Annotated in this window: 28 protein-coding genes and 2 pseudogenes; 20 read left to right on the forward strand and 10 right to left on the reverse strand. The window is 69.6% G+C overall.

Going from position 1 to position 26,027, the window contains the following annotated elements; translation table 11 throughout:
* The first annotated feature begins 106 nt into the window (after positions 1-106).
* From H9L41_RS17435 to H9L41_RS17445, 3 genes are read left to right on the forward strand one after another with little or no spacing between them, the layout of a single operon-like run.
* Positions 107-874 carry a metallophosphoesterase family protein gene (locus H9L41_RS17435; RefSeq protein WP_028445238.1) on the forward strand — a complete coding sequence of 256 codons (768 nt, stop codon included), beginning with the start codon at positions 107-109 and terminating at the stop codon, positions 872-874.
* A complete protein-coding gene (locus H9L41_RS17440) occupies positions 871-1,134 on the forward strand; it encodes a DUF2164 domain-containing protein (protein WP_034606342.1) in 264 nt (87 codons plus the stop codon). The genes H9L41_RS17435 and H9L41_RS17440 overlap by 4 nt, the downstream gene beginning before the upstream one ends.
* Before the next feature lie 11 nt (positions 1,135-1,145).
* Positions 1,146-1,778, forward strand: coding sequence for a LysE family translocator (locus H9L41_RS17445; RefSeq protein ID WP_028445240.1), 633 nt, complete (start codon positions 1,146-1,148; stop codon positions 1,776-1,778).
* Positions 1,779-1,852: 74 nt separating this feature from the next.
* Here H9L41_RS17445 and H9L41_RS25080 read toward each other — a convergent pair whose 3' ends face one another.
* On the reverse strand, positions 1,853-1,984 hold the full coding sequence (locus H9L41_RS25080; protein ID WP_265583825.1) for a hypothetical protein: 132 nt from the start codon (positions 1,982-1,984) through the stop codon (positions 1,853-1,855).
* On the opposite strand from H9L41_RS25080, the pseudogene H9L41_RS26280 reads away from it, so the two are divergent.
* The 4 genes and pseudogenes from H9L41_RS26280 to H9L41_RS17465 form a co-directional block, all read left to right on the forward strand.
* Positions 1,950-2,237, forward strand: a pseudogene (locus H9L41_RS26280) (MFS transporter); the annotation flags it as partial. The gene H9L41_RS25080 and the pseudogene H9L41_RS26280 overlap by 35 nt on opposite strands.
* Before the next feature lie 88 nt (positions 2,238-2,325).
* The gene (locus tag H9L41_RS17455) at positions 2,326-3,390 is read left to right on the forward strand and encodes an MFS transporter (protein ID WP_187523509.1); all 1,065 of its coding nucleotides are present in this window, start codon (positions 2,326-2,328) and stop codon (positions 3,388-3,390) included.
* A gap of 290 nt (positions 3,391-3,680) precedes the next feature.
* Complete coding sequence (locus tag H9L41_RS17460; RefSeq protein ID WP_028445241.1) at positions 3,681-4,667, forward strand: L-threonylcarbamoyladenylate synthase; 987 nt, start codon at positions 3,681-3,683, stop codon at positions 4,665-4,667.
* Positions 4,668-4,718: 51 nt separating this feature from the next.
* On the forward strand, positions 4,719-5,048 hold the full coding sequence (locus tag H9L41_RS17465) for a DHCW motif cupin fold protein (RefSeq protein ID WP_028445242.1): 330 nt from the start codon (positions 4,719-4,721) through the stop codon (positions 5,046-5,048).
* Positions 5,049-5,227: 179 nt separating this feature from the next.
* Here H9L41_RS17465 and H9L41_RS17470 read toward each other — a convergent pair whose 3' ends face one another.
* Entirely contained in the window at positions 5,228-5,569 is a 342-nt protein-coding gene (locus H9L41_RS17470) for an ElaB/YgaM/YqjD family protein (RefSeq protein WP_028445243.1), read from the reverse strand.
* A gap of 244 nt (positions 5,570-5,813) precedes the next feature.
* On the opposite strand from H9L41_RS17470, the gene H9L41_RS17475 reads away from it, so the two are divergent.
* The 7 genes and pseudogenes from H9L41_RS17475 (at position 5,814) to H9L41_RS17500 (ending at position 10,694) form a co-directional block, all read left to right on the forward strand.
* Positions 5,814-7,187 carry a CHASE3 domain-containing protein gene (locus H9L41_RS17475; RefSeq protein ID WP_028445244.1) on the forward strand — a complete coding sequence of 458 codons (1,374 nt, stop codon included), beginning with the start codon at positions 5,814-5,816 and terminating at the stop codon, positions 7,185-7,187.
* 121 nt (positions 7,188-7,308) lie between these two features.
* Positions 7,309-7,770: a hypothetical protein gene (locus H9L41_RS17480; protein WP_028445245.1), complete on the forward strand. Its 462-nt coding sequence runs from the start codon at positions 7,309-7,311 to the stop codon at positions 7,768-7,770.
* The gene (locus H9L41_RS17485) at positions 7,767-8,147 is read left to right on the forward strand and encodes a hypothetical protein (protein ID WP_028445246.1); all 381 of its coding nucleotides are present in this window, start codon (positions 7,767-7,769) and stop codon (positions 8,145-8,147) included. Before H9L41_RS17480 ends, H9L41_RS17485 begins: the two co-directional genes overlap by 4 nt.
* Positions 8,148-8,560: 413 nt before the next feature.
* Positions 8,561-9,198: pseudogene (locus tag H9L41_RS25090) on the forward strand (sigma 54-interacting transcriptional regulator); the annotation flags it as partial.
* Positions 9,199-9,258: 60 nt separating this feature from the next.
* Positions 9,259-9,495: a helix-turn-helix domain-containing protein gene (locus H9L41_RS25095; protein ID WP_265584064.1), complete on the forward strand. Its 237-nt coding sequence runs from the start codon at positions 9,259-9,261 to the stop codon at positions 9,493-9,495.
* Between the two features lie 48 nt (positions 9,496-9,543).
* Positions 9,544-10,176, forward strand: a complete 633-nt coding sequence (locus tag H9L41_RS17495; protein ID WP_028445247.1) for a response regulator — start codon at positions 9,544-9,546, stop codon at positions 10,174-10,176.
* 83 nt (positions 10,177-10,259) lie between these two features.
* Positions 10,260-10,694: a response regulator gene (locus H9L41_RS17500; protein WP_028445248.1), complete on the forward strand. Its 435-nt coding sequence runs from the start codon at positions 10,260-10,262 to the stop codon at positions 10,692-10,694.
* 305 nt (positions 10,695-10,999) lie between these two features.
* Here the strand turns inward: H9L41_RS17500 and H9L41_RS17505 are convergent, their stop codons facing one another.
* From H9L41_RS17505 to H9L41_RS17515, 3 genes are all read right to left on the reverse strand, one after another.
* Entirely contained in the window at positions 11,000-11,299 is a 300-nt protein-coding gene (locus H9L41_RS17505; RefSeq protein WP_028445249.1) for a hypothetical protein, read from the reverse strand.
* A 131-nt stretch (positions 11,300-11,430) separates the two neighbouring features.
* Positions 11,431-12,477 (reverse strand): UDP-glucose 4-epimerase GalE, encoded by a 1,047-nt coding sequence (galE, locus tag H9L41_RS17510; protein WP_051318806.1) that lies wholly within the window; start codon positions 12,475-12,477, stop codon positions 11,431-11,433.
* Between the two features lie 85 nt (positions 12,478-12,562).
* Entirely contained in the window at positions 12,563-12,835 is a 273-nt protein-coding gene (locus tag H9L41_RS17515; protein ID WP_034606347.1) for a hypothetical protein, read from the reverse strand.
* A 329-nt stretch (positions 12,836-13,164) separates the two neighbouring features.
* On the opposite strand from H9L41_RS17515, the gene H9L41_RS17520 reads away from it, so the two are divergent.
* The 3 genes from H9L41_RS17520 (at position 13,165) to H9L41_RS17530 (ending at position 15,657) form a co-directional block, all read left to right on the forward strand.
* Positions 13,165-13,482: a BON domain-containing protein gene (locus H9L41_RS17520; RefSeq protein ID WP_028445250.1), complete on the forward strand. Its 318-nt coding sequence runs from the start codon at positions 13,165-13,167 to the stop codon at positions 13,480-13,482.
* 185 nt (positions 13,483-13,667) lie between these two features.
* Positions 13,668-14,264 carry a TetR/AcrR family transcriptional regulator gene (locus H9L41_RS17525; RefSeq protein ID WP_034606375.1) on the forward strand — a complete coding sequence of 199 codons (597 nt, stop codon included), beginning with the start codon at positions 13,668-13,670 and terminating at the stop codon, positions 14,262-14,264.
* A 340-nt stretch (positions 14,265-14,604) separates the two neighbouring features.
* Complete coding sequence (locus H9L41_RS17530) at positions 14,605-15,657, forward strand: alkene reductase (protein ID WP_308419527.1); 1,053 nt, start codon at positions 14,605-14,607, stop codon at positions 15,655-15,657.
* Positions 15,658-16,020: 363 nt separating this feature from the next.
* On the opposite strand, the gene tdh is transcribed toward H9L41_RS17530, so the two are convergent.
* Positions 16,021-17,052, reverse strand: a complete 1,032-nt coding sequence (gene tdh / locus H9L41_RS17535) for an L-threonine 3-dehydrogenase (RefSeq protein WP_028445252.1) — start codon at positions 17,050-17,052, stop codon at positions 16,021-16,023.
* A gap of 232 nt (positions 17,053-17,284) precedes the next feature.
* The gene (locus tag H9L41_RS17540; RefSeq protein WP_028445253.1) at positions 17,285-18,481 is read right to left on the reverse strand and encodes a glycine C-acetyltransferase; all 1,197 of its coding nucleotides are present in this window, start codon (positions 18,479-18,481) and stop codon (positions 17,285-17,287) included.
* A gap of 524 nt (positions 18,482-19,005) precedes the next feature.
* On the opposite strand from H9L41_RS17540, the gene H9L41_RS17545 reads away from it, so the two are divergent.
* From H9L41_RS17545 to H9L41_RS17555, 3 genes are all read left to right on the forward strand, one after another.
* On the forward strand, positions 19,006-20,886 hold the full coding sequence (locus H9L41_RS17545; protein ID WP_028445254.1) for an MFS transporter: 1,881 nt from the start codon (positions 19,006-19,008) through the stop codon (positions 20,884-20,886).
* Positions 20,887-21,278: 392 nt separating this feature from the next.
* Positions 21,279-22,226: a DegV family protein gene (locus tag H9L41_RS17550; protein WP_028445255.1), complete on the forward strand. Its 948-nt coding sequence runs from the start codon at positions 21,279-21,281 to the stop codon at positions 22,224-22,226.
* A 107-nt stretch (positions 22,227-22,333) separates the two neighbouring features.
* Positions 22,334-23,857: a fumarate hydratase gene (locus H9L41_RS17555; RefSeq protein WP_028445256.1), complete on the forward strand. Its 1,524-nt coding sequence runs from the start codon at positions 22,334-22,336 to the stop codon at positions 23,855-23,857.
* Between the two features lie 363 nt (positions 23,858-24,220).
* Here the strand turns inward: H9L41_RS17555 and H9L41_RS17560 are convergent, their stop codons facing one another.
* The 3 genes from H9L41_RS17560 to H9L41_RS17570 are packed head-to-tail and all read right to left on the reverse strand — an operon-like array spanning position 24,221 to position 25,941.
* A complete protein-coding gene (locus H9L41_RS17560; RefSeq protein WP_028445258.1) occupies positions 24,221-24,868 on the reverse strand; it encodes an alanyl-tRNA editing protein in 648 nt (215 codons plus the stop codon).
* Between the two features lie 3 nt (positions 24,869-24,871).
* Positions 24,872-25,198: an AzlD domain-containing protein gene (locus H9L41_RS17565; protein WP_028445259.1), complete on the reverse strand. Its 327-nt coding sequence runs from the start codon at positions 25,196-25,198 to the stop codon at positions 24,872-24,874.
* A complete protein-coding gene (locus H9L41_RS17570; protein ID WP_051318807.1) occupies positions 25,195-25,941 on the reverse strand; it encodes an AzlC family ABC transporter permease in 747 nt (248 codons plus the stop codon). Before H9L41_RS17570 ends, H9L41_RS17565 begins: the two co-directional genes overlap by 4 nt.
* Positions 25,942-26,027 lie beyond the last annotated feature (86 nt).

The raw sequence follows: 26,027 nt of genomic DNA on the forward strand, positions 1-26,027 counted from the left end.
GGGCCTCGCTTCGCTCGTCTGCGCGGTGTCGGTCGCCTGCTCGTCGCACGACCGGGCTCGCGGCGCACTTCGTAAGTAGAGTTGCAGGCAATCCCGGACACCGACCATGCGCCTCGCCCTCGTCTCCGACATCCACGGCAACCTGCCCGCGCTCGAAGCGGTGCTGGCCGACCTCGCCCGCCGCGCGGTCGACCGCATCGCCAACCTCGGCGACAGCCTGAGCGGCCCGCTGTGGCCGGCCGAGACGGCCGCGCTGCTGATGCGGCAGGACTGGCCGCAGCTGGCCGGCAACCACGAACGCCAGTTGCTGGCGCCGGACCGTGCGCGCATGAACGCCAGCGACGGCCATGCCCGCGACCGGCTCGGCGACGAGACGCTGGCCTGGATCGCCGCGCTGCCGGCCACGCTGGCGCTCGACGACGACGTGCTGCTGTGCCACGGCACGCCGGACAGCGACCTGGTCTATTTCCTCGAGACGGTGACGCCGCAAGGCAGCCGCATGGCCAGCCGCGCCGAGGTCGACGCCCGGCTCGGCGACGTGGAAGCCGGCCTGGTCGCCTGCGGCCACACCCACCTGCCGCGGACCATGCGTGCGGGCCGGGGCACGCTGGTGGTCAATCCGGGCAGCGTCGGCCTGCCGGCCTACGACGACGACCATCCCTACTTCCACCTGAGCGAGACCGGCAGCCCCGACGCGCGCTATGCGATCGTCGAGCGCACCGACGCCGGCTGGCGCGCCGAGCTGATCGCCCTGCCCTACGACCACGAGGCCGCGGCGCAACAGGCCGAGCGCAACGGCCGGCCCGACTGGGCGCATGCGCTGCGCACCGGCTACGCGCTGCTGCCTTCCCCCGCGGGCGGAGCCCGGGCATGACCGCGACGATCAAACTCCCGCCGCGCACCGAGGACGAGCTGGTCGCCTCGCTCAAGCGCTATTTCGAACTGCACCTGGACGGCGAACTGGGCGACCTGCCGGCGCGCAACCTGCTGCGCTACATCGCCGAGGAAATCGGCCCGAGCCTCTACAACCAGGCGGTGCGCGACGTGCAGGACCACCTGCAGCAGCGCGTCGCCGATCTCGACGTCGACTGCCACGCCGACGAACTGCCGTACTGGCGCAAGCGCAAGGCCTGAAACGCACAGCCATGCTCGGTACCCACGACCTCGCCCTGTTCATCGCCTCCGGCCTGCTGCTCAACATCACGCCGGGCCCGGACTCGCTCTACATCGCCAGCCGCGCCGCCAGCCAGGGCTTCCGGGCCGGCTCGGCCGCCGCGCTCGGCATCGGCGCCGGCACGCTGGTCCACGTGCTGGCGGCCGCCTTCGGCCTGTCGGCGCTGCTGGCGGCGTCGAGCATGGCCTTCACCGCGGTCAAGCTGGCCGGCGCGGCCTACCTGGTGTGGATCGGCCTGTCGCTGCTGCGCAGCCGCGCCGCGGCGGCGGACGAGCCGGCCCGGCTGGCGGCGGCGCCGCTGGCCACCATCTTCTGGCAGGGCTTCTGGACCAATGTGCTGAACCCCAAGGTCGCGCTGTTCTTCCTGGCCTTCGTGCCGCAGTTCATCGACCCGGCCGCGCCGAGCAAGGCGCTGGCCTTCGTCTTCCTCGGCGCGGTGTTCGATTTCAACGGCATGCTGTGGTGCCACCTGCTGGCCTTCATGGCGGCCGGCGCCGGCCGCCGTTTCAAGGCCAGTGCGCGCACGGCTGCCTGGCTCAACCGCGGCGTCGGCGCCGTGTTCCTGTTCCTCGGCATCAAGCTCGCCTTCGCCCGGCCGGCCTGACCCATCGATCCTCCCGAGTCGACCATGAAACCCTTCCTCCCCGGCCTGTTGCGCAGCACCGACGCCGACAGCATCTACCGCAACCGCTTCATCATCGCCGCCACCGTCACGCTGGCCTGCGTGCTCGAGCTGCTCGACACCAGCATCGTCAACGTCGCGGTGCCGCACATGATGGGCACGCTCGGCGCCACGCTCGACGAGATCACCTGGGTCTCGATCGGCTACGTGGTGGCCAACGTGATCGTGCTGCCGATCTCGGGCTTCCTGGCCAACCAGTTCGGCCGGCGCAACTACCTGGCGCTGTCGATCCTGGTGTTCACCGTCGCCTCCTGGGCCTGCGGCAACTCGACCTCGCTGGGCGAGCTGGTGTTCTGGCGCATCGTGCAGGGCCTCGGCGGCGGCGGCCTGATCGCCACCGCGCAGGCCACGCTGTACGAGGTGTTCCCGGTGCGCGAGATGGCGACCGCGATGGCGATCTTCGGCATGGGCATCATGTTCGGCCCTCGCTGGGCCCCACCGTCGGCGGCTGGATCACCGACACCTGGTCGTGGCCGTGGATCTTCTACATCAACCTGCCGCTCGGGCGATCGCGCTGTTCATGGTGCTGACCTTCGTGCCCGACTCGGCCCACCGCAAGGTGGCGGAGGCGGTCGACTACCTCGGGCTGATCCTGCTGGCGGTCGGCGTCGGCGCGCTGCAATTGATGCTGGAGCGCGGCGAGAAGCAGGACTGGTTCGAGTCGGCCGAAATCCTGGCCTACGCCATCGCCAGCTTCCTGTCGCTGTTCGCCTTCGTCATCCGCCAGCTCGAATACGACCACCCGATCGTCAACCTGCGCATCATGCGCGACCTGCAGTTCTCGGTCGGCCTCCTGTTCACCTTCTTCCTCGGCGCGGCGCTGTTCTCCACCGTGTTCCTGTTCCCGGTCTACGCCCAGACGCTGATCGGCTTCGACGCCTTCCAGACCGGCATGATCATCCTGCCCTCGGCGCTGGCGGCCGCCTTCACCATGCCGATCGCGGCCAAGATGCTGTCGCGCGGCGTGCCGGCCCATTTCATCATCGTGACCGGCGCGGCGGTGTTCATGTATGCGATGTGGGGCCACCACGAGTTCACCACCGAATCGGGCCTCTCCGACTTCTTCTGGCCGCTGCTGCTGCGCGGCTTCGGCCTCGGCCTGGTGTTCATGCCGCTGAACAACCTGACGCTGGCCAAGATCGCGCCGAAGGAGATCCCCAACGCCACCGGCCTCTACAACCTGGTGCGCCAGCTCGGCGGCAGCGTCGGCATCGCGGTGTCGGCCACGCTGCTGGTCAAGTTCGAGGACATCAAGCGCTCCGGCCTGGTCGAGCACCTGGCGCACGACAACGCGGCGATGGCCGAGCGGCTCGACCTGTTCGGCCGCATGTTCCGCCAGAAGGGCGAGAGCGCCATGGCGGCGACGCAGAAGGCCTATGCGCTGATCAATCTGCAGGTGAACAAGCAGGCGATGATGCTGGCCTTCAGCGACCTGTTCCTGTGGTTCGGCCTGGCCATCGTGCTGCTGCTGCCGCTCTTGTTCTGGATGCGCACGCCGCCCAGGATGGCGCAGGCGGGCGACGTGGCGCATTGAGCGCGCGCCCCGCATGGAGACGCCCCTGTAGGAGCGGCTTCAGCCGCGAATGCGCCGGTTCCGCATCCATCATTCGCGGCTGAAGCCGCTCCTACGGCACGCTGCTCGACGATGTAGGTCGGACTTCAGTCCGACGGCGCTGCCGCTCGACGTCGTTGTCGGACTGAAGTCCGACCTGCGGATACGCAACGTTACCGACGGCCGTCGGCGGCGGCAGCCCGAGGCCTGCTTGACCACGCGGCGAAAACACTTGCGCCATACGACGCGCGCATCGCATGACCGGTAAAATCATGCCCATGCACAACATCTCCACCGACCTCGACCAGGCGCTCGCGCTCTTGCGCGCCGGCGAACTGGTCGGCATCCCGACCGAGACCGTCTACGGCCTCGCCGCCGATGCCGCCGACCCGGCCGCCGTGGCCAAGATCTTCGCACTCAAGGGCCGGCCGGCCGACCATCCGGTGATCGTCCACCTGGCCGGCCGCGAGCAGCTGGCCGACTGGGCGCGCGACATTCCCGACGACGCCTGGAAGCTGGCCGAAGCGTTCTGGCCCGGCTCGCTGACCTTGATCCTCCAGCGCCAGCCGCAGGTGCCCGACGCCGTCACCGGCGGCCAGGACACCGTCGGCCTGCGCGCGCCGGCCCATCCGCTGACCCACGAACTGCTGCGCCGCTTCGGCGGCGGCCTGGCCGCGCCGTCGGCCAACCAGTTCGGCCACGTCAGCCCGACCACCGCCGAGCACGTCCAGGCCGAATTCGGCGACCGCCTGCGGCTGATCCTCGACGGCGGCCCCTGCCCGGTCGGCGTCGAATCGACCATCGTCGGCCTGACCGGCCCGCAGCCGGCGCTGCTGCGTCCCGGCGGCGTGCCGGCCGAGGCGATCGAGGCGGTGCTCGGCCGCACGCTGGTCCACCACGAAAAGCCGCAGACCGCGCAGATGCGCGTCTCCGGCCTGCTCGACTCGCACTACGCGCCGCGCACGCCGCTACTGGTCGGCCCGCTCGGCGCGCTGGAGAACGAGGCCTACCGCCGCTTCGAGTCCGGCGAGCGGGTCGCGCTGCTGCATCGTTCGCAGATGCTGGCGGCGGTCTGCGGCGCGGAATGCCACGCCATGCCGCTGGGCGCCGAGGACTACGCCCGTGCGCTCTACGCCACCCTGCGCGCCTTCGACGGCGGCCGCTTCGACGTGCTGCTGCTGGAACAGCCGCCGCAGACGGCCGAATGGCTGGCGGTCAACGACCGGGTGAAGCGGGCGGCGAGCCGCTTCATCGGCTGACCCTTCAATCGGCCCGCGCCGACCGCGGCCGGGCATCTTCCAGGAACGCGCATGCAGATCTCGGCCATTCCCTTCGGCACCACCGACTGGTCGCAAATCGAAGCGACCGAACATCCGGGCGAAACCGGCCTCGCCTACTGGCGCACCGCCACCTTCGGCGACATCCGGGTCCGCATGGTCGAATACACGCCGGGCTACCTGGCCGACCACTGGTGCAGCAAGGGCCATATCCTGCTATGCCTCGAGGGCGAGCTAGAGACCGAGCTGGCCGACGGCCGCCGCTTCACGCTGCGGCCCGGCATGAGCTACCAGGTGGCCGACCGGGCCGAGCCGCATCGCTCCAGCACGGCGGTGGGCGCCAGGCTCTTCGTCGTCGACTGAGCGGCCGACGATGTAAGCCTTGCCCACCCGGTGAGCATTTCCTGCTCTGCCGACCCTGTCGCCGAGGCGATCCGCCGGCCCGAACGGCACGAAGCCCGACGTTCATCCGATGAACGTCGGGCTTCGCTCATGCAGGTTCGGCCGACGAGTTCAGCGCAGCCGGCCGGTCCGGCCGGCCATCAGCGCCGGCCCAGCAGGAAGCCGACCACCGCGCCCGAGGCCGCCGCGATCCCCACGGCCTTCCACGGGTTGGCGCGGATGTAGTCCTCGCCCATGCTGCGCGCCTCCTCGGCCTTTTCCGAGGCGGCATCACCCAGTTCGCCCAGCCGCGCCTTGGCTACGCGGGCTTCTTCGGCCAGGCGCTGGCGGGTGGCTTCCAGCGCTTCGGCGGTCAGCGCGCCGCCGTGGCTGACCAGCTTCTCGACCTCGCCGATCAGCGACGAGAAATCGTCGCGCAGCGGGTGGGCGGTACGCTGGTTGCCGCGGACGGCGGACGGCGGAATGGAAGTCGAAGTGGTCATGATGCTCTCCTGGTTGGGTAGGAATCGCTCGATGCGGGCAAAAGCTTCGGCGCGGACTCGCGCGCCGCAACAGCTTGGATCGCACATTGCGTGCCAGCCGGGACGGGACGGCACGACCGGTCCGGACGCCGGCCTCGGCGACTCGCCGGAGCGATTGACCTTGTTGCGCGTCCAAGGAACGTGACACAGTCGGAAACCGGCCCACCTATTCCAGCGGCATGCCGGCCCAAACCGAGGAGACCGCGTGGCCCCTTTCAAGCGGAACCTGAACTTCGCCGCCTTCGTCGCGCTCGGCGTCTGTCTTTCCTGCTTCTTCCTGATCATGTCCGAGCTCGCCCACCGCCGGCTCGGCGCGGCCGGCAACCAGCTGGCGCTGTCGATCGAGGCGCGCGGCCTGTTGCGCGAGACGCTGTCGATCGTGCACGAGGTCGAGGCCGGCCAGCGCGGCTTCCTCTTGACCGAGCAGCCCGACTACCTGGCGTCCTACCGCGACGCGCAGGCTCGCATCCAGCGCCAGATCGAGCGCCTGCGCGTCATCTGGGCCGCCAGCCCTGAACGGCGGTCGCAGCTGGTGCGGCTCAACAACCTGGTCGGCCAGCGCATCGGCGAATTCGACGCGGTGCTGGCGCTCTACAGCAAGCAGGGGCTCGAAGCCGCGCGCGCGCTGGTGCGCAGCGACCTCGGCCGCCGCACCAGCGAGGAGATCGCGGCGGTGGTCGACGGCGCCATCGCCGGCGAGGCGCGCCACTACGAACGCTTCGTGCGCGGTTCGCGCACCGACATCAACCTGGCCCGTGCCGGCACCGCCATCCTGGCCGCGGTCAACCTGATCCTGCTGTTGCTGCTCTACCACCGTTCCCAGCGCGAGCTGGAAGCCGGCGCGCAGCGCGCCCGCAACGCCGAGGCGCGCCGGCAGGAGCTCGAGCGCATCGTGGCCGAGCGCACCGCGGTGTTGTCCGCGCTGTCGACCGATCTGCAACTGCAACAGGAACGCGAGAAGGCCCACATCGCCCGCGACATCCACGACGAGCTCGGCAGCGCGGTGATCTCGGCGCGGATGGACGTCACCTACGTGCTGGGCAAGCTGCGCGAGAGCGACCAGGCGCTGGCGGAAAAACTCGAGCGCGCGATCCAGAGCCTCGACGCCAGCGTCGACATCAAGCGCCGCCTGATCGAGGAGCTGCGGCCCTCGGTGCTCGACACGCTGGGCCTGGCCGCCGCGCTCGAGTGGCAGGTGCAGCAGGTGTGCGAACGCACCGGCCTGACGGCGCAGCTGGACCTCGACGAGGCGATCGCCGACATGCCCGAGCCGGTCGCCATCGCGCTCTACCGCATCACCCAGGAGGCGCTGACCAATGTGGTGAAGTACGCCAAGGCCAGCCGGCTGACCGTCACGCTGCGCGGCGAGGACGACGGCTGGCGGCTGCTGATCCGCGACGACGGCATCGGCCTGTCGCCGGGCGCCGAGCTGAACCCGCTGTCGCACGGCATCGCCGGCATGCGCCAGCGCGTGGTCGGCACCGGCGGCCGCTTCTCGATCGAGGGCACGCCGGGCGGCGGCACCACCATCGAGGTGCGCGTGCCGCGGCCGGCGGCCGGCCAGCCGTCCGGCGGGTGACGGACTTGCACGCCGGCGTGCAAGTCCTACATCGCCGCGGGCCGGCCCGCGCGGCGATGCGGCCGTGCCGCCCTGGCGCATTCCTTGCTGCCCCGCAGGCATCCATTCAGGGAGAAAAACCATGCAAGCGCCCCACTCGCCCGCTCCGCCACCGGATGACCTGCCGCCGGCCGCCGGCGCCGAGCCGTCCGACGACGCCTTCGGCGCGCTGTTCCGCCACGGCGGCGCCGTGCTGCACGAGGCCTCGGCGCTCTATGCCGACAGCCTGCGGCTGGTCGGGCTCGAAGGCCGGCTGGCGCTCAGGAGCGGCCTGTTGGCGGCCGAGCTGACCGCCGGCGCAGTGGCGGTCGCCGCGCTGGCCTGGCTGGCGCTGAACGCGGCGCTGGTGGCCGCGCTGATCGCCGCCGGCTGGGCCGCCGCCATCGCGCTGCTGCTGCCGGCGCTGCTCAATGCGGCGATCGCGCTGTGGCTGTGGCGCGCCGCACGCCGCGCGCTGGCCGACATGGGCTTCGCCCGCAGCCGCGCACTGCTGCGCAGCTGGCGGCTCGAAATGGCGGCGAACGACGGCGGGAAGCCGGCATGAACCGCCGCGAGCTGATCCGCCGCTGCGACGCACTGGCCGACGACATCGCGGCCCGGCGCGGCCGGCTGCGCGGCCACTGGCGCGAGACCGGCGACTCGCTGGCCGCCTTGCTGCGCACGCCGCTGGGGCTCGCCGCCGCCGGCGCGGCCGGCGCCGCGCTGGCCTTCGCGCTGACGCGCGGCGGCCGCTCGCGTCGCGCCCGCTCCTGCCGCGAGCGGGACGTCGGCTTGGTCGCCCGCCTGCGCGGCCTGGCGGCCTACCTGCCGCTGCTGCGCTCGATGTGGCTGAGCGCGACGGCCGAGCAGGCCGAGCCGGCACCCGAACCCTCCGCCGCCGGCTCTACCGCCGGACCGGCCGTCCCTTCCCAGCGAGCCTGAACCCTCGCGGCGCCGGCCGGCGCCGCGAGGCATCCTTCCCCCTTCGCTCTTCCCCCTTCCCTGCCATGTAGGAATCGTCCTACGCAACGACGCGCCGATCTCCGACAGCCGAATGCGGTTATGACAAATTGATCGGCAGGCCCATCCGGTCGATCATGACCAGCATGCAAAACCCGACGAGCCCTCCAGCGGAAACGAGGCAATTTCCGGCCGGAAGGACTGCGAACGAAGCAATTGGGCAAGGAGCGAAAACCATGTTGGACTCTCTCAGGCACGAATCCGCCGATCCGGCGATCCCCTCGCTGTTCTCCTACTACCGCGGCACGCCGTCGACCGGTTCCGCGCGCAAGCAGCGTTCGCGGCCGGATTGCGAGAGCGGCCGCTTCGGCCAGCTCTACGGCGCCTCCAGCGCGATGCGCGACGTGTTCCAGCTGATCGGCAAGGTCGCGCCGAGCGAAGCCTCGGTGCTGGTGATCGGCGAGAGCGGCTGCGGCAAGGAGCTGGTGGCCCAGACCATCCACGAGAAGAGCCTGCGGTCCGACCGCCCCTTCGTGGCGCTCAACTGCGGCGCGCTGCCCTCGACGCTGATCGAGGCCGAGCTGTTCGGCTACGAGAAGGGGCCTTCACCGGCGCCAACAAGTCGCACCAGGGCTATTTCGAACGTGCCGAGGGCGGCACGCTGTTCCTCGACGAGATCACCGAGATGTCGCTCGACATGCAGGTGCGCCTGTTGCGCGTGCTGGAGACCGGCCGGCTGGTGCGGGTCGGCGGCGACCACGAGATCGAATGCAATGTGCGCGTGGTGGCGGCCACCAACCGCGAGCCGCTCGAAGCGGTGCGCGACGGCCATCTGCGCGAGGACTTGCTGTACCGCCTGGCGGTGTTCCCGATCACCCTGCCGCCGCTGCGTCAGCGCGACGACGACGTGATCCTGCTGGCCAACCGCTTCCTGGCCGAGCTCAACGAGCAGAGCGGCTGCGACAAGGTGCTGGCCGCCGGCGCCGAGGAAAAGCTGCGCCAGTACGGCTGGCCGGGCAATGTGCGCGAGCTGAAGAACTGCATCCAGCGCGCCTTCATCATGGCCGACGACGAGGTCGACATCGACACCCTGATGCCGCTCAAGCCCTGCGAGCGCACGCCCGCCAGCGGGGTGCTCGAATTCGAGGTCGGCACCTCGCTCGACGAAGCCGAACGGCGCATCATCTTCGCCACGCTCGAGCGCTACCAGGGCAACAAGCGGCGGACCGCCAAGGTGCTCGGCGTCAGTCTCAAGACGCTGTACAACCGGCTCAACGAATACGCCGCCAGCGACCGGTTGCCGGAAAAATTCGCGCTCGGATGTGCATAATGTCGCTTGACCGATTCACGGCCTCCTGATGGGCCGACCACGACGGACATGATCAAGATCCTGATTGCAGATGACCACGCCATCGTGCGTGCCGGCCTCAAGCAGTTCCTGGCCGACGATCCGGCCATGCTGGTGGTGCGCGAGGCCGCGGACGGCGACGAAGCCGTCCGCGCCGTGCGCGAGGAGGCGCTCGACGTCGTCCTGCTCGACATCTCGATGCCGGGCAAGAACGGCATCGACGCGCTGCGCCAGATCAAGGCGATCAAGCCCGACCTGCCGGTGCTGATGCTCAGCGGCTACGCCGACACCCAGTACGCGCTGAACCTGATCAAGGCCGGCGCCAACGGCTACATCAACAAGGAAAGCGCCCCCGACGAGGTGATCGATGCGATCGGCGCGCTGCTCGCGGGCAAGCGCTACGTCAGCCCCGCGGTGGCACAACTCCTGCTGGACCAGATCGGCAAGCCCGAAGCGGGCAATCCGCACGAGGAACTGTCGCAGCGCGAATTCCAGATCCTGTGCCGGCTGGCCCGCGGCGAGGCGATCGGCGCGATCGCCGACACGCTGTGCCTCAGCGTGAAGACCGTCAGCACCTATCGCAGCCGCATGCTCGAGAAGATGGGCTTCAGCAACAACGCCGACATCACGGCCTACGCGCTCAAGCACGGCTTGATCGAATGACGCGCTGGCCGGCATGCCGGGTCGACCAACAGGCGGGACGGAGCGGAGAAGAGCCCGGGCCGTCCGCCAGCAAGCATGACGCCATGCCAGCCCCCAATACCGTGCAGCACCGCCCCGCCCGCGCCCGATCGCAATTGCGCGTCTACATCGCCGAGGATTCGCCGGCGATCCGCGACCGCCTGGTCGAGGCGATCGACCGCGACGTACGGATGGGCGTGGTCGGCAGCGGGGCCAGCGCCGCGGCCGTGATCGCCGACCTGGACCGCATCGCGGTCGATGTGCTGATCCTCGACATGCGGCTGAGCCAGGGCAGCAGCGGCATCGAGGTGCTGCGCCACCTGGAGCGGCAGGCCGGCACGCCGCGGCGGCCGCAGATCATCGTGCTCACCTCCTACGCGCTGCCGAATTTCCGCCAGGCCTGCCTGAAGCTCGGCGCCGACTATTTCTTCGACAAGTCGCGCGATTACGAACGGGTGGGCGAGGTGCTGGCGGTGCTGGCGGAAGCGGACGCCGGCTGATCGCACCTGCGCAGACGATCGAAGCTGCCTGCAAAACGACACGCCCGGCCATGCCGGGCGTGTCGTTTTGCATGTCGCTCCTTGTCCTGTCGGGCCCAAGGCGGAACCCGGTACCGGCCCGCCGCCGGGAACCGCCCGGCGCCGTTATGAATCCGCGTCATATGCAGGGAACCGGACCTGCCCTTGCAGCCTTGTCGCCCCCGCCGGCCCGAAGGCCGGACGAGGCATTGCCGAGCATGATTTACATCGCGGCCGTGTCAAATCGACACGATTTTGGGCAGCCGGCGGGCACTCGCCGCCGGCGATCAGATCATATGCGCCGCTCGCCGCGGCGCCGGCGTGCTGCCGAGCCGGCGGGCATCGACCGTGGCCGCCTCGTCGGCCGGCGCGATCAGCAGCGCGCGCATCGGCCGCGCTTCGTCGACCGCCTGCGCCGGCAAGGCTGCAGGCCACTCCAGCTCGGAATGGCGGCCGGCCGCCGCGGCGTGGAGCCGCATCAGCGTGGCCATGCCGGACAACAGGCCGGCATCGCTCAAGGCGTGCTGGCCGGCGACGACGATGAAGACGGAGGCGAACAGCGCGGTGGCGAGCGTGGCGGGTTGCATGGTCGTTCCTTTGCACGGGACTGATATCGTTCTCCTATGCAAGCCGCATACCACTTTCCCGCCGTCCGTCCGACGGCGGTCTTCACGCTGAATTCGAATGGAAACGGGCCGCAAAGGCGCGGCCGCGGCGCTCAGCCGGCGAATGCGCCGTGACGGCTGTCGGCACGCACGGCAGCCGGGCGGGCCGCGGCGCCGGGCGGGCGGCAGCGCCAGGTGTCGACGCACATCTGCGCCAGGTCGTGGTGGGCGCGCCAGCCGAGCAGGCGGGATGCGCGATCGCAGCGAACGTACAGCGCCGCCACGTCGCCGGCGCGGCGCGGGCCGAAGCGGTGCGGCACCGGCCGGCCGCTGGCCTGGGCGAAGGCCTCGACCAGCTGCAGCACGGTATGGCCACGGCCGCTGCCGAGGTTCAGCGTCAGCGGCGCGGCCATGCCCGGCAGCGCTTCCAGCGTCGCCAGCTGGGCGACCGCCAGATCGCAGACGTGCAGGTAGTCGCGCACCGCGGTGCCGTCCACGCTCGGGTAGTCGCGGCCGTGGATGGTCAGCGGCGCCTGCCCCTGCGCCGCCCGGACGATGGCCGGCACCAGTCCGTCGCCGTGGCCCGACACGGCGTCGAGCAGGCCGGACGGATGCGCGCCGAGCAGGCTGGCATGGCGCAGGCAGGCGAACTGCCAGTCCGACTCGGCCGCCTGCAGGTCGGCCAGCATCTGCTCGCCGATCAGCTTGCTGCGATCGTAGGGATTGAGCGGCCGGGCCGGGCTGTCCTCGTCGACCGGCACGGTGGTCGGCGCGCCGTACAGGCTGGCCGAGGACGGCAGCACCAGCGTGCGGGTGCCGTGCTGGCGCATCACGCCGAGCAGGCTGCCGAGCCCGCCGACGTTGTTGTCGAACAGCGTCAGCGGCGCGAGCGCCGCGTCGGGCGCGGTGCGCAGCGAAGCGAGGTGGACCACCGCGTCGGGCCGGTGACGCAGGAACAGGCTGCGCAGGCGCGGCTGGTCGCGCACGTCGGCCACCACGCAGTCGAAGCGGCGGCCGGCCAGCCGCTTGAGGCGCGGCAGGACATGCGGATCGCTGCTGCTGAAATTGTCGATGCCGGCCACGATATGGCCGGCTTCCGCCAGGGCGGCGACGAGATGGCTGCCGATATAGCCGGCGGCACCGGTGACGAGGATGCGCATAGGGAGATCGGAGTGGAATGCGGGATCGATCCACCCCCTAAGCAATTTTTACACCTGCCTTACGTTTCGCCCGCCCGGCCGGCCGTCAGCCCTTGCCCGCATCGCCGGGCGGCACCTCGTCTTCCAGTCCGTAGGCGCTGCGGCGGTCGGTGTCGCGCAGGCCCTGCTCGGTATCCTCGAGCGCCTGGCGGATCACCTTGCGGCGCGAGCCCGACTGGCTCGCATGCGGCGACTGGTCTCGTTCGTGCGGCAGTCGCGGGGTCGCTTCGGCGCCCTCGACCGGGTCGACGCGGCGTGGCCGCGGCGTGTCGGGCTCGGTGCGCCGGCGCATGCCGGCGGGATCGGTGGATTCGGCCATGATGGGTCTCCTCGGCCCGCAACCGGGCCTGTGACGGGGCGACGGCAATCGCCGCACGCGGCAACCGACGCACGGCCCATGCCAACGTCTTGCCGCTCCGGCCGGCAAAGGCTGCAAGGCGGCTGCCGGTTGCCGCCACGGGTCGCCGGCATGCCCAGGCATGCCCAAAGCTACCCGGGCGGCGTGTAAGGCTTACCCGTCCGCCGCCGGCCCGATCGCACGAAACCCAGTCGCCACGCGGGTTTGGCAAGCAGGCACGGCTGTTGCGATCGATTGCTCGTCCGCCGCATTCCGGCGGCGATCCAATCAACCGAAAAGAGGACAGACCCATGAAAACGCTGATTATCGCCGTCGGCCTCGGCCTGGCGACCCTGAGCGGTCTCTCGGCCTGCGCCGTGACCAGCGGCCAGAGCACCGTCGGCCAGTACGTCGACGACGCGACCATTTCCACCCGCGTGAAGGCCAAGTTCGCCGAGGACAAGCAGGTCAGCGCCATGCGCATCGAGGTGGAAACCCTCAAGGGCGTGGTCCAGCTCTCCGGCTTCGCCACCTCGCAGGCCGAGAAGGACCGCGCCGGTGAGATCGCGCGCAATACCAAGGACGTGAAGGACGTGCGCAACAACATCCTGGTGCGGGCCGGCAACTAGCCGGGGCTCCGCTGCCGCCGGCGGCCAGGCCGCCGCGGCGGCTGCTCCGACCTGATTCCTCCTCCTGAGCGGCGCGCCGGGCCATCCGGCCGCCGTCCTTTTTCGTCGACCGCCGACCGTTGGTCGCCTCATTCCTCGCAAACCACTAGACGACCGGTCTAGTCAAGACTACCATGGCGACCATCATGGAACGCCAATACGACGACACCCGCGAACACCTGCTCGCCACCGGCGAGGCCATCATGCTGGGCAAGGGCTTCGCCGCGGTCGGCCTGGCCGAGATCCTCGGCTCGGCCGGCGTGCCCAAGGGTTCGTTCTATCACTACTTCGCGTCCAAGGAAGGCTACGGCGTGGCGCTGCTCGAGCGCTTCTTCGACGGCTACCTGGCGCAGCTCGACCGGCTGGTGGCCGATCCGGCGCTCGACGGCCGCGCCAAGCTCGAACGCTATTTCGGCGTCTGGCGCACGCCGGCCTGCGGCGGCGAGGGCGACGTGCGCTGCCTGGTGGTGAAGCTGACCGGCGAGGTCAGCGACCTGTCCGAGCCGATGCGCCTCCAGCTCGAGCGCGGCATCGCCGGCGTGATCGAACGGCTGGCCGCCTGCATCGTGATCGGCCGCGCCGACCGCTCGATCCCGCCCGGCGAGCCGGCCGATGCGCTGGCCACCGCGCTCTACCAGCTGTGGCTCGGCGCGGCGCTGGTCACCAAGGTGCGCCACGACGCCAGCGCCTTCGATGCGGCCAGCCGGACCACGGCGCAGTTGCTCGGCGCGAGGGTGGCATGAAGCGTCGCGACCGTTACAGGCTCGATCGATCCGCCGGATCGCCGCACCAAGCCGGATCGGCAGACGCGGCGGCCACGAACAGGTAGGCGCGGCCTCAGCCGCGAATGGCAGGCGCAGCACCGCACGACGATTCGCGGCTGAAGCCGCTCCTACAACCCCCGCCGGGCGCATTGCGCCGGCTGGGAAGCAAGACCCGTTTTCTTATCGATGCCTGCAATACCCGTCACCGGCCCTCGTGCCGGTTTATTTGAAGCCCAAACTAGACGACCGGTCTAATTCAAAGGAGTCCTCCCATGTCGCTCGACAAGCTGCTCACCCCCTCACCGTCGGCAAGACCACCGTGGCCAACCGGGTCTGGATGGCGCCGCTGACGCGTTCGCGCGCCGGTGCCGGCGAAGTGCCCGGCCCGCTCAACGCCACCTACTATGCCCAGCGCGCCAACGCCGGCCTGATCGTCACCGAAGCCAGCCAGATCTCGCGCCAGGGCCAGGGCTACGCCTGGACGCCCGGCATCTACACCGATGCGCAGGAAGCCGGCTGGAAGCAGGTGGTCGAGCAGGTGCACGGCGCCGGCGGCCGCATCTCGCTGCAGCTGTGGCACGTCGGCCGCATCTCGCATTCGCTGCTGCAGGAAGGCGGCCAGCCGCCGGTGGCGCCGTCGGCGCTGATCGCCGAGGGCGCCACCTGCTTCGTGGTGCAGCCCGACGGCACGCCGGCCCGGGTCCCGACCGAGACGCCGCGCGCGCTGGCCCTCGAAGAGCTGCCCGGCATCGTCGCCGACTACGCCGCCGCGGCCCGCCGCGCCAAGCGGGCCGGCTTCGACTTCGTCGAGATCCATTCCGCCAACGGCTACCTGCTGCACCAGTTCCTCGCCACCGGTGCCAACCAGCGCGAGGACGGCTATGGCGGCAGCATGGAGAACCGCGCCCGCCTGCTGCTCGAGGTGATCGACGCGGTAGCGGCCGAGCTCGGCGCCGAGCGCGTCGGCGTGCGGCTGTCGCCGCACTTCGTGGCGCACGGCATCGTCGACGCCGAGACCGAGCCGATGGCGCGCTACCTGGCGGCCGAATTCAGCCGCCGCGGCCTCGCCTACCTGCACATCGCCGAACCCGACTGGGCCGGCGGCCCGGTGCTGAGCGACGCCTTCCGGCGACAACTGCGCGAGGCCTTCACCGGCGCGCTGGTGTTCTGCGGCAACTACAGCGCGGAAAAGGCCGAGCAATTGATCGTGTCGGGAATCGGCGACGCGGTGGCCTTCGGCCGGCCCTACATCGCCAACCCGGACCTGGTCGCCCGCTTCGCCCGCGGCGCGGCGCTGAACCAGCCCGACCCGGCCACCTTCTACGGCGGCGCCGAGCATGGCTACACCGACTACCCGGCGCTGGCCGACTGAGGAAGACCAGGCGGTCGGTCGTGCGCAACGGCCGCTGTAGGTCGGACTTCAGGGCGCGGTCGGACTGAAGTCCGACCTACGCCCGATGCCATTCAATTAAGCCGGAATGCACTGCCGTAGGTCGGGTTTTATACCCGACAGCGATCTCGATCGACGGCGCTGTCGGGTATAAAACCCGACCTGCCCCCGCTTGTGTTGTGTGTTCCAAGGCGAGGGTCTCAACTTAATGGCATCGGACCTACGGGAGCTGACACAGGCGGCTATCCTGCCGGCGCCACGGTGACGACCGCCACGGCCATGCCGCCGCATCAAGCAAAAAGCCGGATCTCGCGATCCGGCTTTTTCGTTCGGCCCGGCCTGGAATCAGGCGTCGGTCCAGTCCAGGATCACCTTGCCCGACTGCCCCGACAGCATGGTCTCGAAGCCTTTCACATAGTCGTCGACGCCGAAGCGGTGGGTGATCATCGGCGTGAGGTCGAGGCCCGATTGCAGCATCGCCGCCATCTTGTACCAGGTCTCGAACATCTCGCGGCCGTAGATGCCCTTGATGACCAGGCCCTTGAAGATCACCTGGTTCCAGTCGATCGCCATGTCGCCCGGCGGAATGCCCAGGAGCGCGATCTTGCCGCCGTGGTTGATGGTGTCGAGCATGCTGCGGAAGGCGCTCGGGTTGCCCGACATCTCGAGGCCGACGTCGAAGCCCTCGGTCATGCCCAGTTCCTGCATCACCGCGCGCAGGTCCTGCTTGGCCACGTTCACCGCGCGGCTGGCGCCCATCTTCAGCGCCAGCTCGAGCCGGTATTCGTTGACGTCGGTGATCACCACGTGGCGGGCGCCGACGTGGCGGCAGATCGCGGCGGCCATGATGCCGATCGGGCCGGCGCCGGTGATCAGCACGTCCTCGCCGACCAGGTCGAAGCTCAGCGCGGTATGAGTCGCGTTGCCGAACGGGTCAAGGATCGAGGCGATCTCGTCGGGGATGTCGTCGGGGATCTTGAAGGCATTGAAGGCCGGGATCACCAGGTATTCGGCGAAGGCGCCCTCGCGGTTCACGCCGACGCCGGTGGTGTTGCGGCACAGGTGGACGCGGCCGGCACGGCAGTTGCGGCAATAGCCGCAGGTGATGTGGCCCTCGCCCGAGACGCGGTCGCCGATCTGGTAGCCCTTCACTTCCGAGCCCATGCCGACCACTTCGCCGACGTACTCGTGGCCGACGTGCATGCCGATCGGGATGGTCTTCTGCGCCCAGTCGTCCCACTTCCAGATGTGGATGTCGGTGCCGCAGATTGCCGTCTTGCGGATCTTGATGAGGAGGTCGTTGTGGCCGACCTCGGGCTTCTTGACGCGCTGCAGGGTGAGGCCCGGCGCGGCTTCGGCCTTGACGAGTGCTTTCATGTGTCGTTCTCCAGAACCTTGTTGTTGAAACCAGCGCCAGTCATGAAGTGAGCAGCGGCGCCGGCCCCGGGAAACCCGGGGCTTATCCGTTTGCGACAGACTGAAACAGCGGTTCTCCCTGTTTCATTCCACCCCTCCCGTCCCCGCCGCCGCGGGGAGGCTTCGCTGACGCTCATCAGTAGCCCGAACGCACTGCCGGATCGCATCCGGTACGGATTGCCATCAATGCGGCTCAGATCACGCCGAGTTCCTTGCCCACCGCGGTGAAGGCCGCCACCACCCGGTCGATGTGCTCGAAATCGTGCGCCGCGCTCATCTGGGTGCGGATTCGGGCCTTGCCCTTCGGTACCACCGGGAAGCTGAAGCCGATCACGTAGACGCCGTGCTCCAACAGCTTGGCCGCCATCTCGCCGGCCAGCCGGGCATCGCCGAGCATCACCGGGATGATGGGGTGCTCGCCCGGCGCCAGCGTGAAGCCGGCGGCGCCCATCGCGGCGCGGAAGCGCTCGGCGTTGGCGCGCAGCTTGGCGCGCAGGCGGGCGCCGTCGGTCTCGAGGATGCGGAACACTTCGAGGCTGGCGGCGGTGATGCTCGGCGCCAGCGAATTGGAGAACAGGTAGGGGCGCGAGCGCTGGCGCAGCAGGTCGATGATCGCGCGGCGGCCCGAGATGTAGCCGCCCGAAGCGCCGCCGAGCGCCTTGCCCAGCGTGCCGCTGTAGATGTCGACGCGGTCGGCCACGCCGCAGTGCTCGGGCGTGCCGCGGCCGTGCTCGCCGATGAAGCCGACGGCGTGCGAATCGTCGACCATCACCAGCGCGCCGTAGCGGTCGGCCAGGTCGCAGATCGACTTGAGATCGGCGATGAAGCCGTCCATCGAGAACACGCCGTCGGTGACGATCAGCGTATAGCGCGCGCCGGCGGCGCGGGCGGCCTCGAGCTGGGCTTCGAGGTCGGCCATGTCGTTGTTCTTGTAGCGGTAGCGCTGCGCCTTGCACAGCCGCACGCCGTCGATGATCGAGGCGTGGTTGAGCTCATCCGAGATCACCGCGTCGGCATCGGTCAGCAGCGTCTCGAACACGCCGCCGTTGGCGTCGAAGCAGCTCGAATAGAGGATGGTGTCGTCGGTGCCGAGGAAGCGCGAGATGGCGGCTTCGAGATCCTTGTGCACGGTCTGGGTGCCGCAGATGAAGCGCACCGAGGCGACGCCGTAACCGTAGTCGTCGACGCCCTGCTTGGCCGCCGCGATCAGCCGCGCGTCGTCGGCGAGGCCGAGGTAGTTGTTGGCGCAGAAGTTCAGCACGCCGCGGCCGTCCTGCAGGGTGACGTCGGCGCGCTGGTGGCCGGCGATCACGCGTTCGGGCTTGAAGAAGCCGGCCTCCTTGATGGCGGCCAGTTCGGATTCGAGATGCTGCAGGAAGGCGGTGTTCATATGTCTCCTTGGCGGCTTCGTGGGCCGGACCTTGGGTGGGGCTTGGGGTAAGGCTTGGGGTGCCGGATTTTAGCTGAGCCTCGGGGTTTGCTCGACCTTTGCATATTGTATGGGGCGGCATTGCGGCGCCCGGCGGAGCCGGGCGTTTCAGAGCTGCGTGTGCTCAACCGGCGGCCCAGCCCTGATCCACCCCGACTCCCCCCGCCCTCGCCGCCGCGAGGGAGCCTCGCTGGCGCTCGTTCGCTCTCCGTTGCACGCCTGCATTTCGCCATGCCAACGTCGCCGCATCTACCTCTCGGGAGTTTGGCCCAAACTCGGCACTACCCGATGTGCGGGATTACAGCCCCTACCAGCATGCGAGATAAGCCCCTATCCCACGCATGAAGGCATCTGCTGCTGCATGGAGGAAGCGGGGTTGGCGGTGAGGGCTGTGTTGAAAATCACTACCCTTACCCAACACACCCACATAGGCAAGCGCCGCCGCCCCCTGCTACGCTCCGCCGGTCTCCACTCCGAGCCACGGTATGAGCCACGCCAACCAGTTCGACCTGTTCCAGACCCGGCGCTTCCTGCCGCTGTTCGCCACGCAGTTCCTCGGCGCGTTCAACGACAACCTGTTCAAGAACGCGATGCTGGTGATGATCACCTTCTTCGGCCTGGGCGTCGGCGGGCTCGGCTCGGCCACGCTGGTCAACGCCGCGGCCGGCATCTTCATCCTGCCCTTCTTCCTGTTCTCGGCCACCTCGGGCCAGTTGGCCGAGAAGTACGACAAGGCCACGCTGGCGCGCATGGTCAAGCTCCTGGAGATCGCCATCATGGCGGTGGCCGCCGCCGGCTTCGTGCTCAAGAACGCCGCGCTGCTGCTGTTCTGCCTGTTCATGATGGGCGTGCACTCGGCGCTGTTCGGCCCGCTCAAGTACTCGATCCTGCCGCAGTACCTGGAGGAGCGCGAACTCCTGGGCGGCAACGGCCTGATCGAGATGGGCACCTTCGTCGCCATCCTCCTGGGCCAGATCGGCGGCACGCTGCTGGTCGAGCACAACCCCGACAACGCCGCGGTGGTCGCCGCCGCCTGCCTGGCGGTCGCGGCGGCCGGCTACCTGACCAGCCGCGCCATGCCGCCGGCGCCGCCGCAGGTCGCCGACCTGCGCATCAACTGGAACATCTTCAGCGAGACCTGGCACATCATCGCGCTGAGCCGCCGCAACATGACGGTGTTCCACTCGCTGATGGGCATCTCCTGGTTCTGGTTCTTCGGCGCGGTCTACCTGACCCAGCTGCCGACCTATGCCAAGGACGTGCTCGGCGGCAATGCCGAGGTCTACACCCTGCTGGTCGCGCTGTTCTCGATCGGCGTCGGCGGCGGCTCGGCGCTGTGCGAGGTGCTGTCGGGCCGCAAGGTCGAGATCGGCCTGGTGCCGTTCGGCTCGATCGGCATGTGCGTGTTCGGCATCGACCTGTTCTTCGCCAAGCCGGCGGTGGCCGCGGCCGGCATCGGCGCGCTGGCCTTCCTGCAGGATCCGGCGCACTGGCGGCTGATCGTCGACATCACGCTGCTGGGCGTGTTCGGCGGCTTCTTCATCGTGCCGCTGTACGCCTTGATCCAGATGCGCAGCGCGCCCGAATACCGCTCGCGCATCATCGCCGCCAACAATATCCTCAATTCCTGCTTCATGGTGGTGGCGGCCGGCGCCAGCATCCTGATCCTCTCGGCCGGCGCCAGCATTCCGCAGCTCTTGCTGATCGTGGCGCTGATGAACATCCCGGTCGCCTTCTACGTCTACGGCCTGCAGCCCGAGTTCCTGATGCGCTTCCTGGTCTGGATCGCCACCCACACCATGTACCGCGTCCGCCACCGCGACCTCGAGCGCATTCCCGACGAGGGCCCGGTGATCCTGGTCTGCAACCACGTCAGCTTCATGGACGCGCTGGTGATCGGCGGCGCGGTGCGGCGGCCGGTGCGCTTCGTGATGGATCACCGCATCTTCAAGGTGCCGCTGCTCAATTTCATCTTCCGCACCGCCGGCGCGGTCCCGATCGCCAGCGCCAAGGAAGATCCGGCGATGAAGGAACGCGCCTTCCTGAAGGTGCAGGAATACCTGTCGCAGGGCGAGGTGGTGTGCATCTTCCCCGAGGGCCGCATCACCTACGACGGCGAGATGAATCCGTTCAAGGGCGGCGTGAAGGAGATGGCCGAGCGCAGCGGCGCACCGGTGGTGCCGCTGGCGCTGCGCGGCCTGTGGGGCAGCTTCTTCAGCCGCAAGGACGGCGAGGCGATGCTCAAGTTTCCGCGCCGCGCCTGGTCGCGCATCGAGCTGGCGGCCGGCGAGCCGGTGCCGGCCGCGGCGGTCGAGGTCGAGGACCTGCAGCGGCGCGTCGCCGCGCTGCGCGGCGACTGGAAATAACCCGGTCTCGTCCTTGTAGGAGCGGCTTCAGCCGCGAATGGGTGGCGGTGCGCCGATCGCCATTCGCGGCTGAAGCCGCTCCTACACGCATCCAAGGGCCGCATGGCGGATTCGCAGGCCGGGCTTACCGCAGGTCGGGCTTCATGCCCGACGACGCCGTCTGCCGATGCCGCAGTCGGGCATGAAGCCCGACCTACGCGGATGCGCCCGAGGAGCGGATCGGCCGGAAACTTAATGGCCCGCCCCGCTGCCGTAACATCGTCCGGCCATCCTCGGCGATGCGCCCGCCGGCGCAGCAGCGCCGTTCCGGGTGCGGGCCCGATCTGCTAGGCTGGCTCGAACGCCGCACGAAAAGACGGCGCCGCCACGACACCCAAGGGAGATAGACGCCCATGCGCATCGGCATCGTCACCGACTCCAGCTGCGACTTGCCGCGCAGCTTCCTCGACCAGCATCGCATCGTCATCATGCCGATCGCGATCCAGGGCCCCGGCGGGGAATTCATCGACCGCCGCGATCCGGCCGCCACCCTGGCCTTCTATCAGGAAATCGACCAGAGCGGCGACGCCGACTTCACCTCGCGGCCGTTCAGCCCGGACGAGATCCGCGAGCTGTTCCTCGGCCGCCTGGTGCTCGAATTCGACTACGTGTTCTGCCTCACCACCATGAAGTCGCGCAGCCTGATCTTCGAGAACGCGACCCATGCCTCGCTGCGCATCCTCAACGACTACCGGCCGATCCGCGAGACCGCCGGCGTCAAGGCGCCGTTCTCGCTCAGGGTGTTCGACAGCAACCAGCTGTTCACCGGCCAGGGCCTGATCGTGTCCGAGGTCGCCCGCATGGTCGCGGCCGACTCGTCCTCGCTCGACATCATCCGCCAGATCGAGCGGCTGACCCTGCACACCCAGGCCTTCCTGGTGCCCTCGAGCCTGGCCCAGTTGCGCAAGCAGGCGCGCAAGCGCGGCGACAAGAGCGTCGGCTTCATGGCCTATGCGCTCGGCTCGGCGCTCGACATCAAGCCCATCATCCGCGCCTTCCGCGGCGACACCCATCCGGTCGGCAAGGTGCGCGGCTTCGAGGCCGGCTGCGAGCGGCTGTTCGCCGCCGCCATCCTGCAGATGCGCGAGGGGCGGCTCTTGGCCGATACCGTCTGCGTCAGCTACGGCGGCGACCCGGCCGTGGCCGAGCGCATGCCGGGCTACCAGGCGCTGCTGGCCGAGGCGGCGCAGCACGGCGTCACCGTCTACCTGTCGGAGATGGGCACCGCCGCCGGCGTCAACATCGGCATCGGCGGGCTGTCGGTGGCCTTCGCCTCCGAACACGAGACGGTGTTCGACTAGCGGCGGATCGCGCCGGGCTGGGGCGCGCCTGGCGGGCAGCGGTACGGCGGGGATCGTCCGGTATAATCGCCGATTCCCCCGATCGCACGCCCCGGAGCCTCGCCGCCATGACGACCCAGATCCGTCAGCAGGACTTCATCGACAGCATCGCCGATGCCCTGCAGTACATCTCCTACTACCACCCCAAGGACTACATCGACGCGCTGGGCCGCGCCTACGAGCGCGAGGAGAGCCCGGCCGCGCGCGACGCGATCGCGCAGATCCTGACCAACAGCCGCATGTGCGCCGAAGGCCACCGGCCGATCTGTCAGGACACCGGCATCGTCTGCGCCTTCGTCAAGGTCGGCATGGACGTGCGCTGGATGGATGCGACGATGGGCGTCGAGGACATGGTCCATGAAGGCACCCGCCGCGCCTACCTGCACCCCGACAACAAGCTGCGCGCCTCGGTGCTGGCCGACCCGGCCGGCGCCCGCAAGAACACCCGCGACAACACGCCGGCGGTGGTCCACTTCGAGCTGGTGCCCGGCAATACGGTCGAGGTGCATATCGCGGCCAAGGGCGGCGGCTCGGAGAACAAGTCCAAGTTCGTCATGCTCAACCCGTCCGACAGCATCGTCGACTGGGTGCTCAAGACCGTGCCGCTGATGGGCGCCGGCTGGTGCCCGCCCGGCATGCTCGGCATCGGCATCGGCGGCACCGCCGAGAAGGCCATGCTGCTGGCCAAGAAGTCGCTGATGGAGCCGATCGACATCCAGGAGCTGATCGCGCGCGGCCCGTCCAACCGCATCGAGGAACTGCGGCTCGAGCTGTACGACAAGGTCAACGCGCTCGGCATCGGCGCCCAGGGCCTCGGCGGCCTCGCCACCGTGCTCGACGTCAAGATCCTCGACTACCCGACCCACGCCGCCAGCCTGCCGGTGGCGATGATCCCCAACTGCGCCGCCACCCGCCACGTCCACTTCGAGCTCGACGGCTCGGGCCCGGCGCAGCTCGAGGCGCCCAAGCTGGAGGACTGGCCGGCCGTGACCTGGCAGGCCTCGCCGAGCGCGCGCCGGGTCGACCTGAACACGGTGACGCGCGAGGAAGTCGCCAGCTGGCAGCCGGGCGAGACGCTGCTGCTCAACGGCAAGCTGCTGACCGGCCGCGACGCCGCCCACAAGCGCATGGTCGACATGCTCAACAAGGGCGAGCCGCTGCCGGTCGATTTCAACGGGCGCTTCATCTACTACGTCGGCCCGGTCGATCCGGTGCGCGACGAGGTGGTCGGCCCGGCCGGCCCCACCACCGCCACCCGCATGGACAAGTTCACCGAGCAAGTGCTGGCCGCGACGGGCCTCCTGGGCATGGTCGGCAAGGCCGAGCGCGGCCCGGCCGGGCTCGACGCGATCAAGAAGCACCGGTCGGTCTACCTGATGGCGGTCGGCGGCGCGGCCTACCTGGTCTCGAAGGCGATCAAGGGTTCGAAGGTGGTCGGTTTCGCCGACCTGGGCATGGAAGCGATCTACGAGTTCGACGTGGTCGACATGCCGGTGACGGTGGCGGTCGATTCGGCCGGCACCTCGGTGCACAAGACCGGCCCGGCCGAATGGCAGGCGCGCATCGGCAAGATCCCGGTGGCGGCGCAGTAAGGCCGGCCTGCGCGATGCACGAAGGCCCCTCGTTCGAGGGGCCTTTTGCTTGGACGCAAAGGCTTGAACCACGAAGGGAAGGCATGCCGTGCTCGGGGCGGAGACCCTGTTTCACCGCGGAGGACGCCGAGGACGCGGAGGAAAGCCGCGGGATTCGAAACGGCACGGTCCTCGACGACCCGATGCGGGCCTTCCTCGGCGTCCTCCGCGTCCTCGGCGGTGAATCGCCTTCCGATTTGGCAACCCATGCGGCCGCGAGCGCAGGGGCCATGGCAGGAGCGGCTTCAGCCGCGAACGGTGGACGAATGATCGGCGCCATTCGCGGCTGAAGCCGCTCCTACGGCATTTGCAGCGGGCGGTACGTCAACCGGCCCCGGCCAGTGTCACCTCGATCCGCTCCTTGCCGCGCCCGACGTTGCGGCGGCGCAGGCCGATCGGGCCGATCTCGCCGGTGCGGCGCGGATGGGTGCCGCCGCACGGTACGCGGGCCAGGCCGGCGATCTCCCAGTAGCGGCGCTGCGCCGCCTCGTCGCTGAAATCGCAGGCGATCGCCAGGTCGGCCGCCACGATGGCGGCCACCTCGGCCTCGATGGCCGGGAACAGCGCGGCGACGTTCTCGTCCAGCGCGAAATCGATGCGCGCCTTGTCGGCCGCGATATGGGCGCCGATCTTCTCGACGCCGGGCCGCAGCCGGCACAGCAGCTCCAGCACCAGCTCGGCGGCGAAATGCAGCCGCATCAAGCGATAGCGGCGCGGCCAGTCGAGTTCCATGCGTACCGGCGGGCCCACCGCCAGGCCATGATCGGCCGGCAGCGTGTAGACGATGTCGTGGCCGTCCTTGCGCGCCTCGACGATCTCGAAGCCGGCCAGCGTGCCGCGATCGCTCTCCTGGCCGCCCGAGAAGGCGTAGCAGATCGTCTCGGCCACCCGCACCGCCGCGCCGTCGACCGCGACGACCCGCGTGTCGAGCGTGCGCTGGTAGGGATCGATCCAGAAGCGCTTGATCAACATCGCTCAGCCCACCAGCCAGCCCCAGGCGAAGAACACCGCGATGCCGCCGCCGATGGCGGCCAGCAGCTTGTTCCAGCGCCAGGCGATCAGCCCGCTGGCCAGCGCGCCGGCCAGCCAGGCGTTGCGCCAGTCGAGCTGCCAGTGCTGGCCGTCGGGCAGCAGCACCATCGGCACCGTGATGGCGGTGAGTACCGCCACCGGCACGTAGCGCAGCGCGCGCTTGACCAGCGGCGGGAAGCGCACCTTGTCGCCCAGGGCGAAGAAGGCGTAGCGGATGGTGAAGGTGACCGCGGTCATGCCGGCGATCACCGCGAGTTCGAACGCATTCATGCGGCGGCCTCCCCTTGCGCATCCCGATCGGCCGGCGCGGCCTGCCGGCCCTCGAGCCAGACGCCGACCACCACGCCGGCCAGCGCCGCCAGCATCAGGCCGAGCTTGTAGGGCAACCCGCGCGCGGCCAGCGCCACGGCAGCGGCGGCCAGCGCGGCGGCGACCATCGGCCGCTGCTTGAGCATCGGCACCACGATGCCGGTGAAGGTGGCCGCCATGGCGAATTCCAGGCCGAGCTGGTCGAGCCCCTCGACCGACCGGCCCAGCAGCACGCCGCCGAGCGTCCAGGCGAACCAGTTGAGGTACATGGCGAGGCAGGAACCGAGGTAGTACCAGTGCTTGAGCGGCGAGGCGTCGGGCTCGCCGTAGCGGTGCTGCACCACGGCGAAGGTCTCGTCGGTGAGCCAGAACGCCAGCGGCAGGCGCCAGCGCTGGCCGAGGTGGGCGACGTGCGGCAGCAGCGTGGCCGAGTACAGCGCGTGGCGCAGGTTGACCACGAAGGTGGTGAGCACGATCACCGCCAGGCCGGTGCCGCTGGCCAGCAGGGTGAGCGCGATGAACTGCGACGAGCCGGCGAACACGAACAGCGACATGGCCAGCGCGCCGAGCGGCGACAGGCCGCTGGGCGCCGCCAGCGTGCCGAAGATCAGGCCGAACGGCGCGGCGCCGACCAGCATCGGCAGCGAATCGCGCGCGCCGTGCCACAGCTCGCTGCGGCGGTCGGGTGGTGCGGATGGGGACATGGACTACCTCCTGGCCGCCATCATCGCGCCGGCGCGGCAGGAGGGTCTTGAACGTTCTTGCGGTGAATGCAGTGCGTACCTGGATG

The organism is Chitinimonas koreensis (genome assembly GCF_014353015.1).
Taxonomy (GTDB): domain Bacteria; phylum Pseudomonadota; class Gammaproteobacteria; order Burkholderiales; family Chitinimonadaceae; genus Chitinimonas; species Chitinimonas koreensis.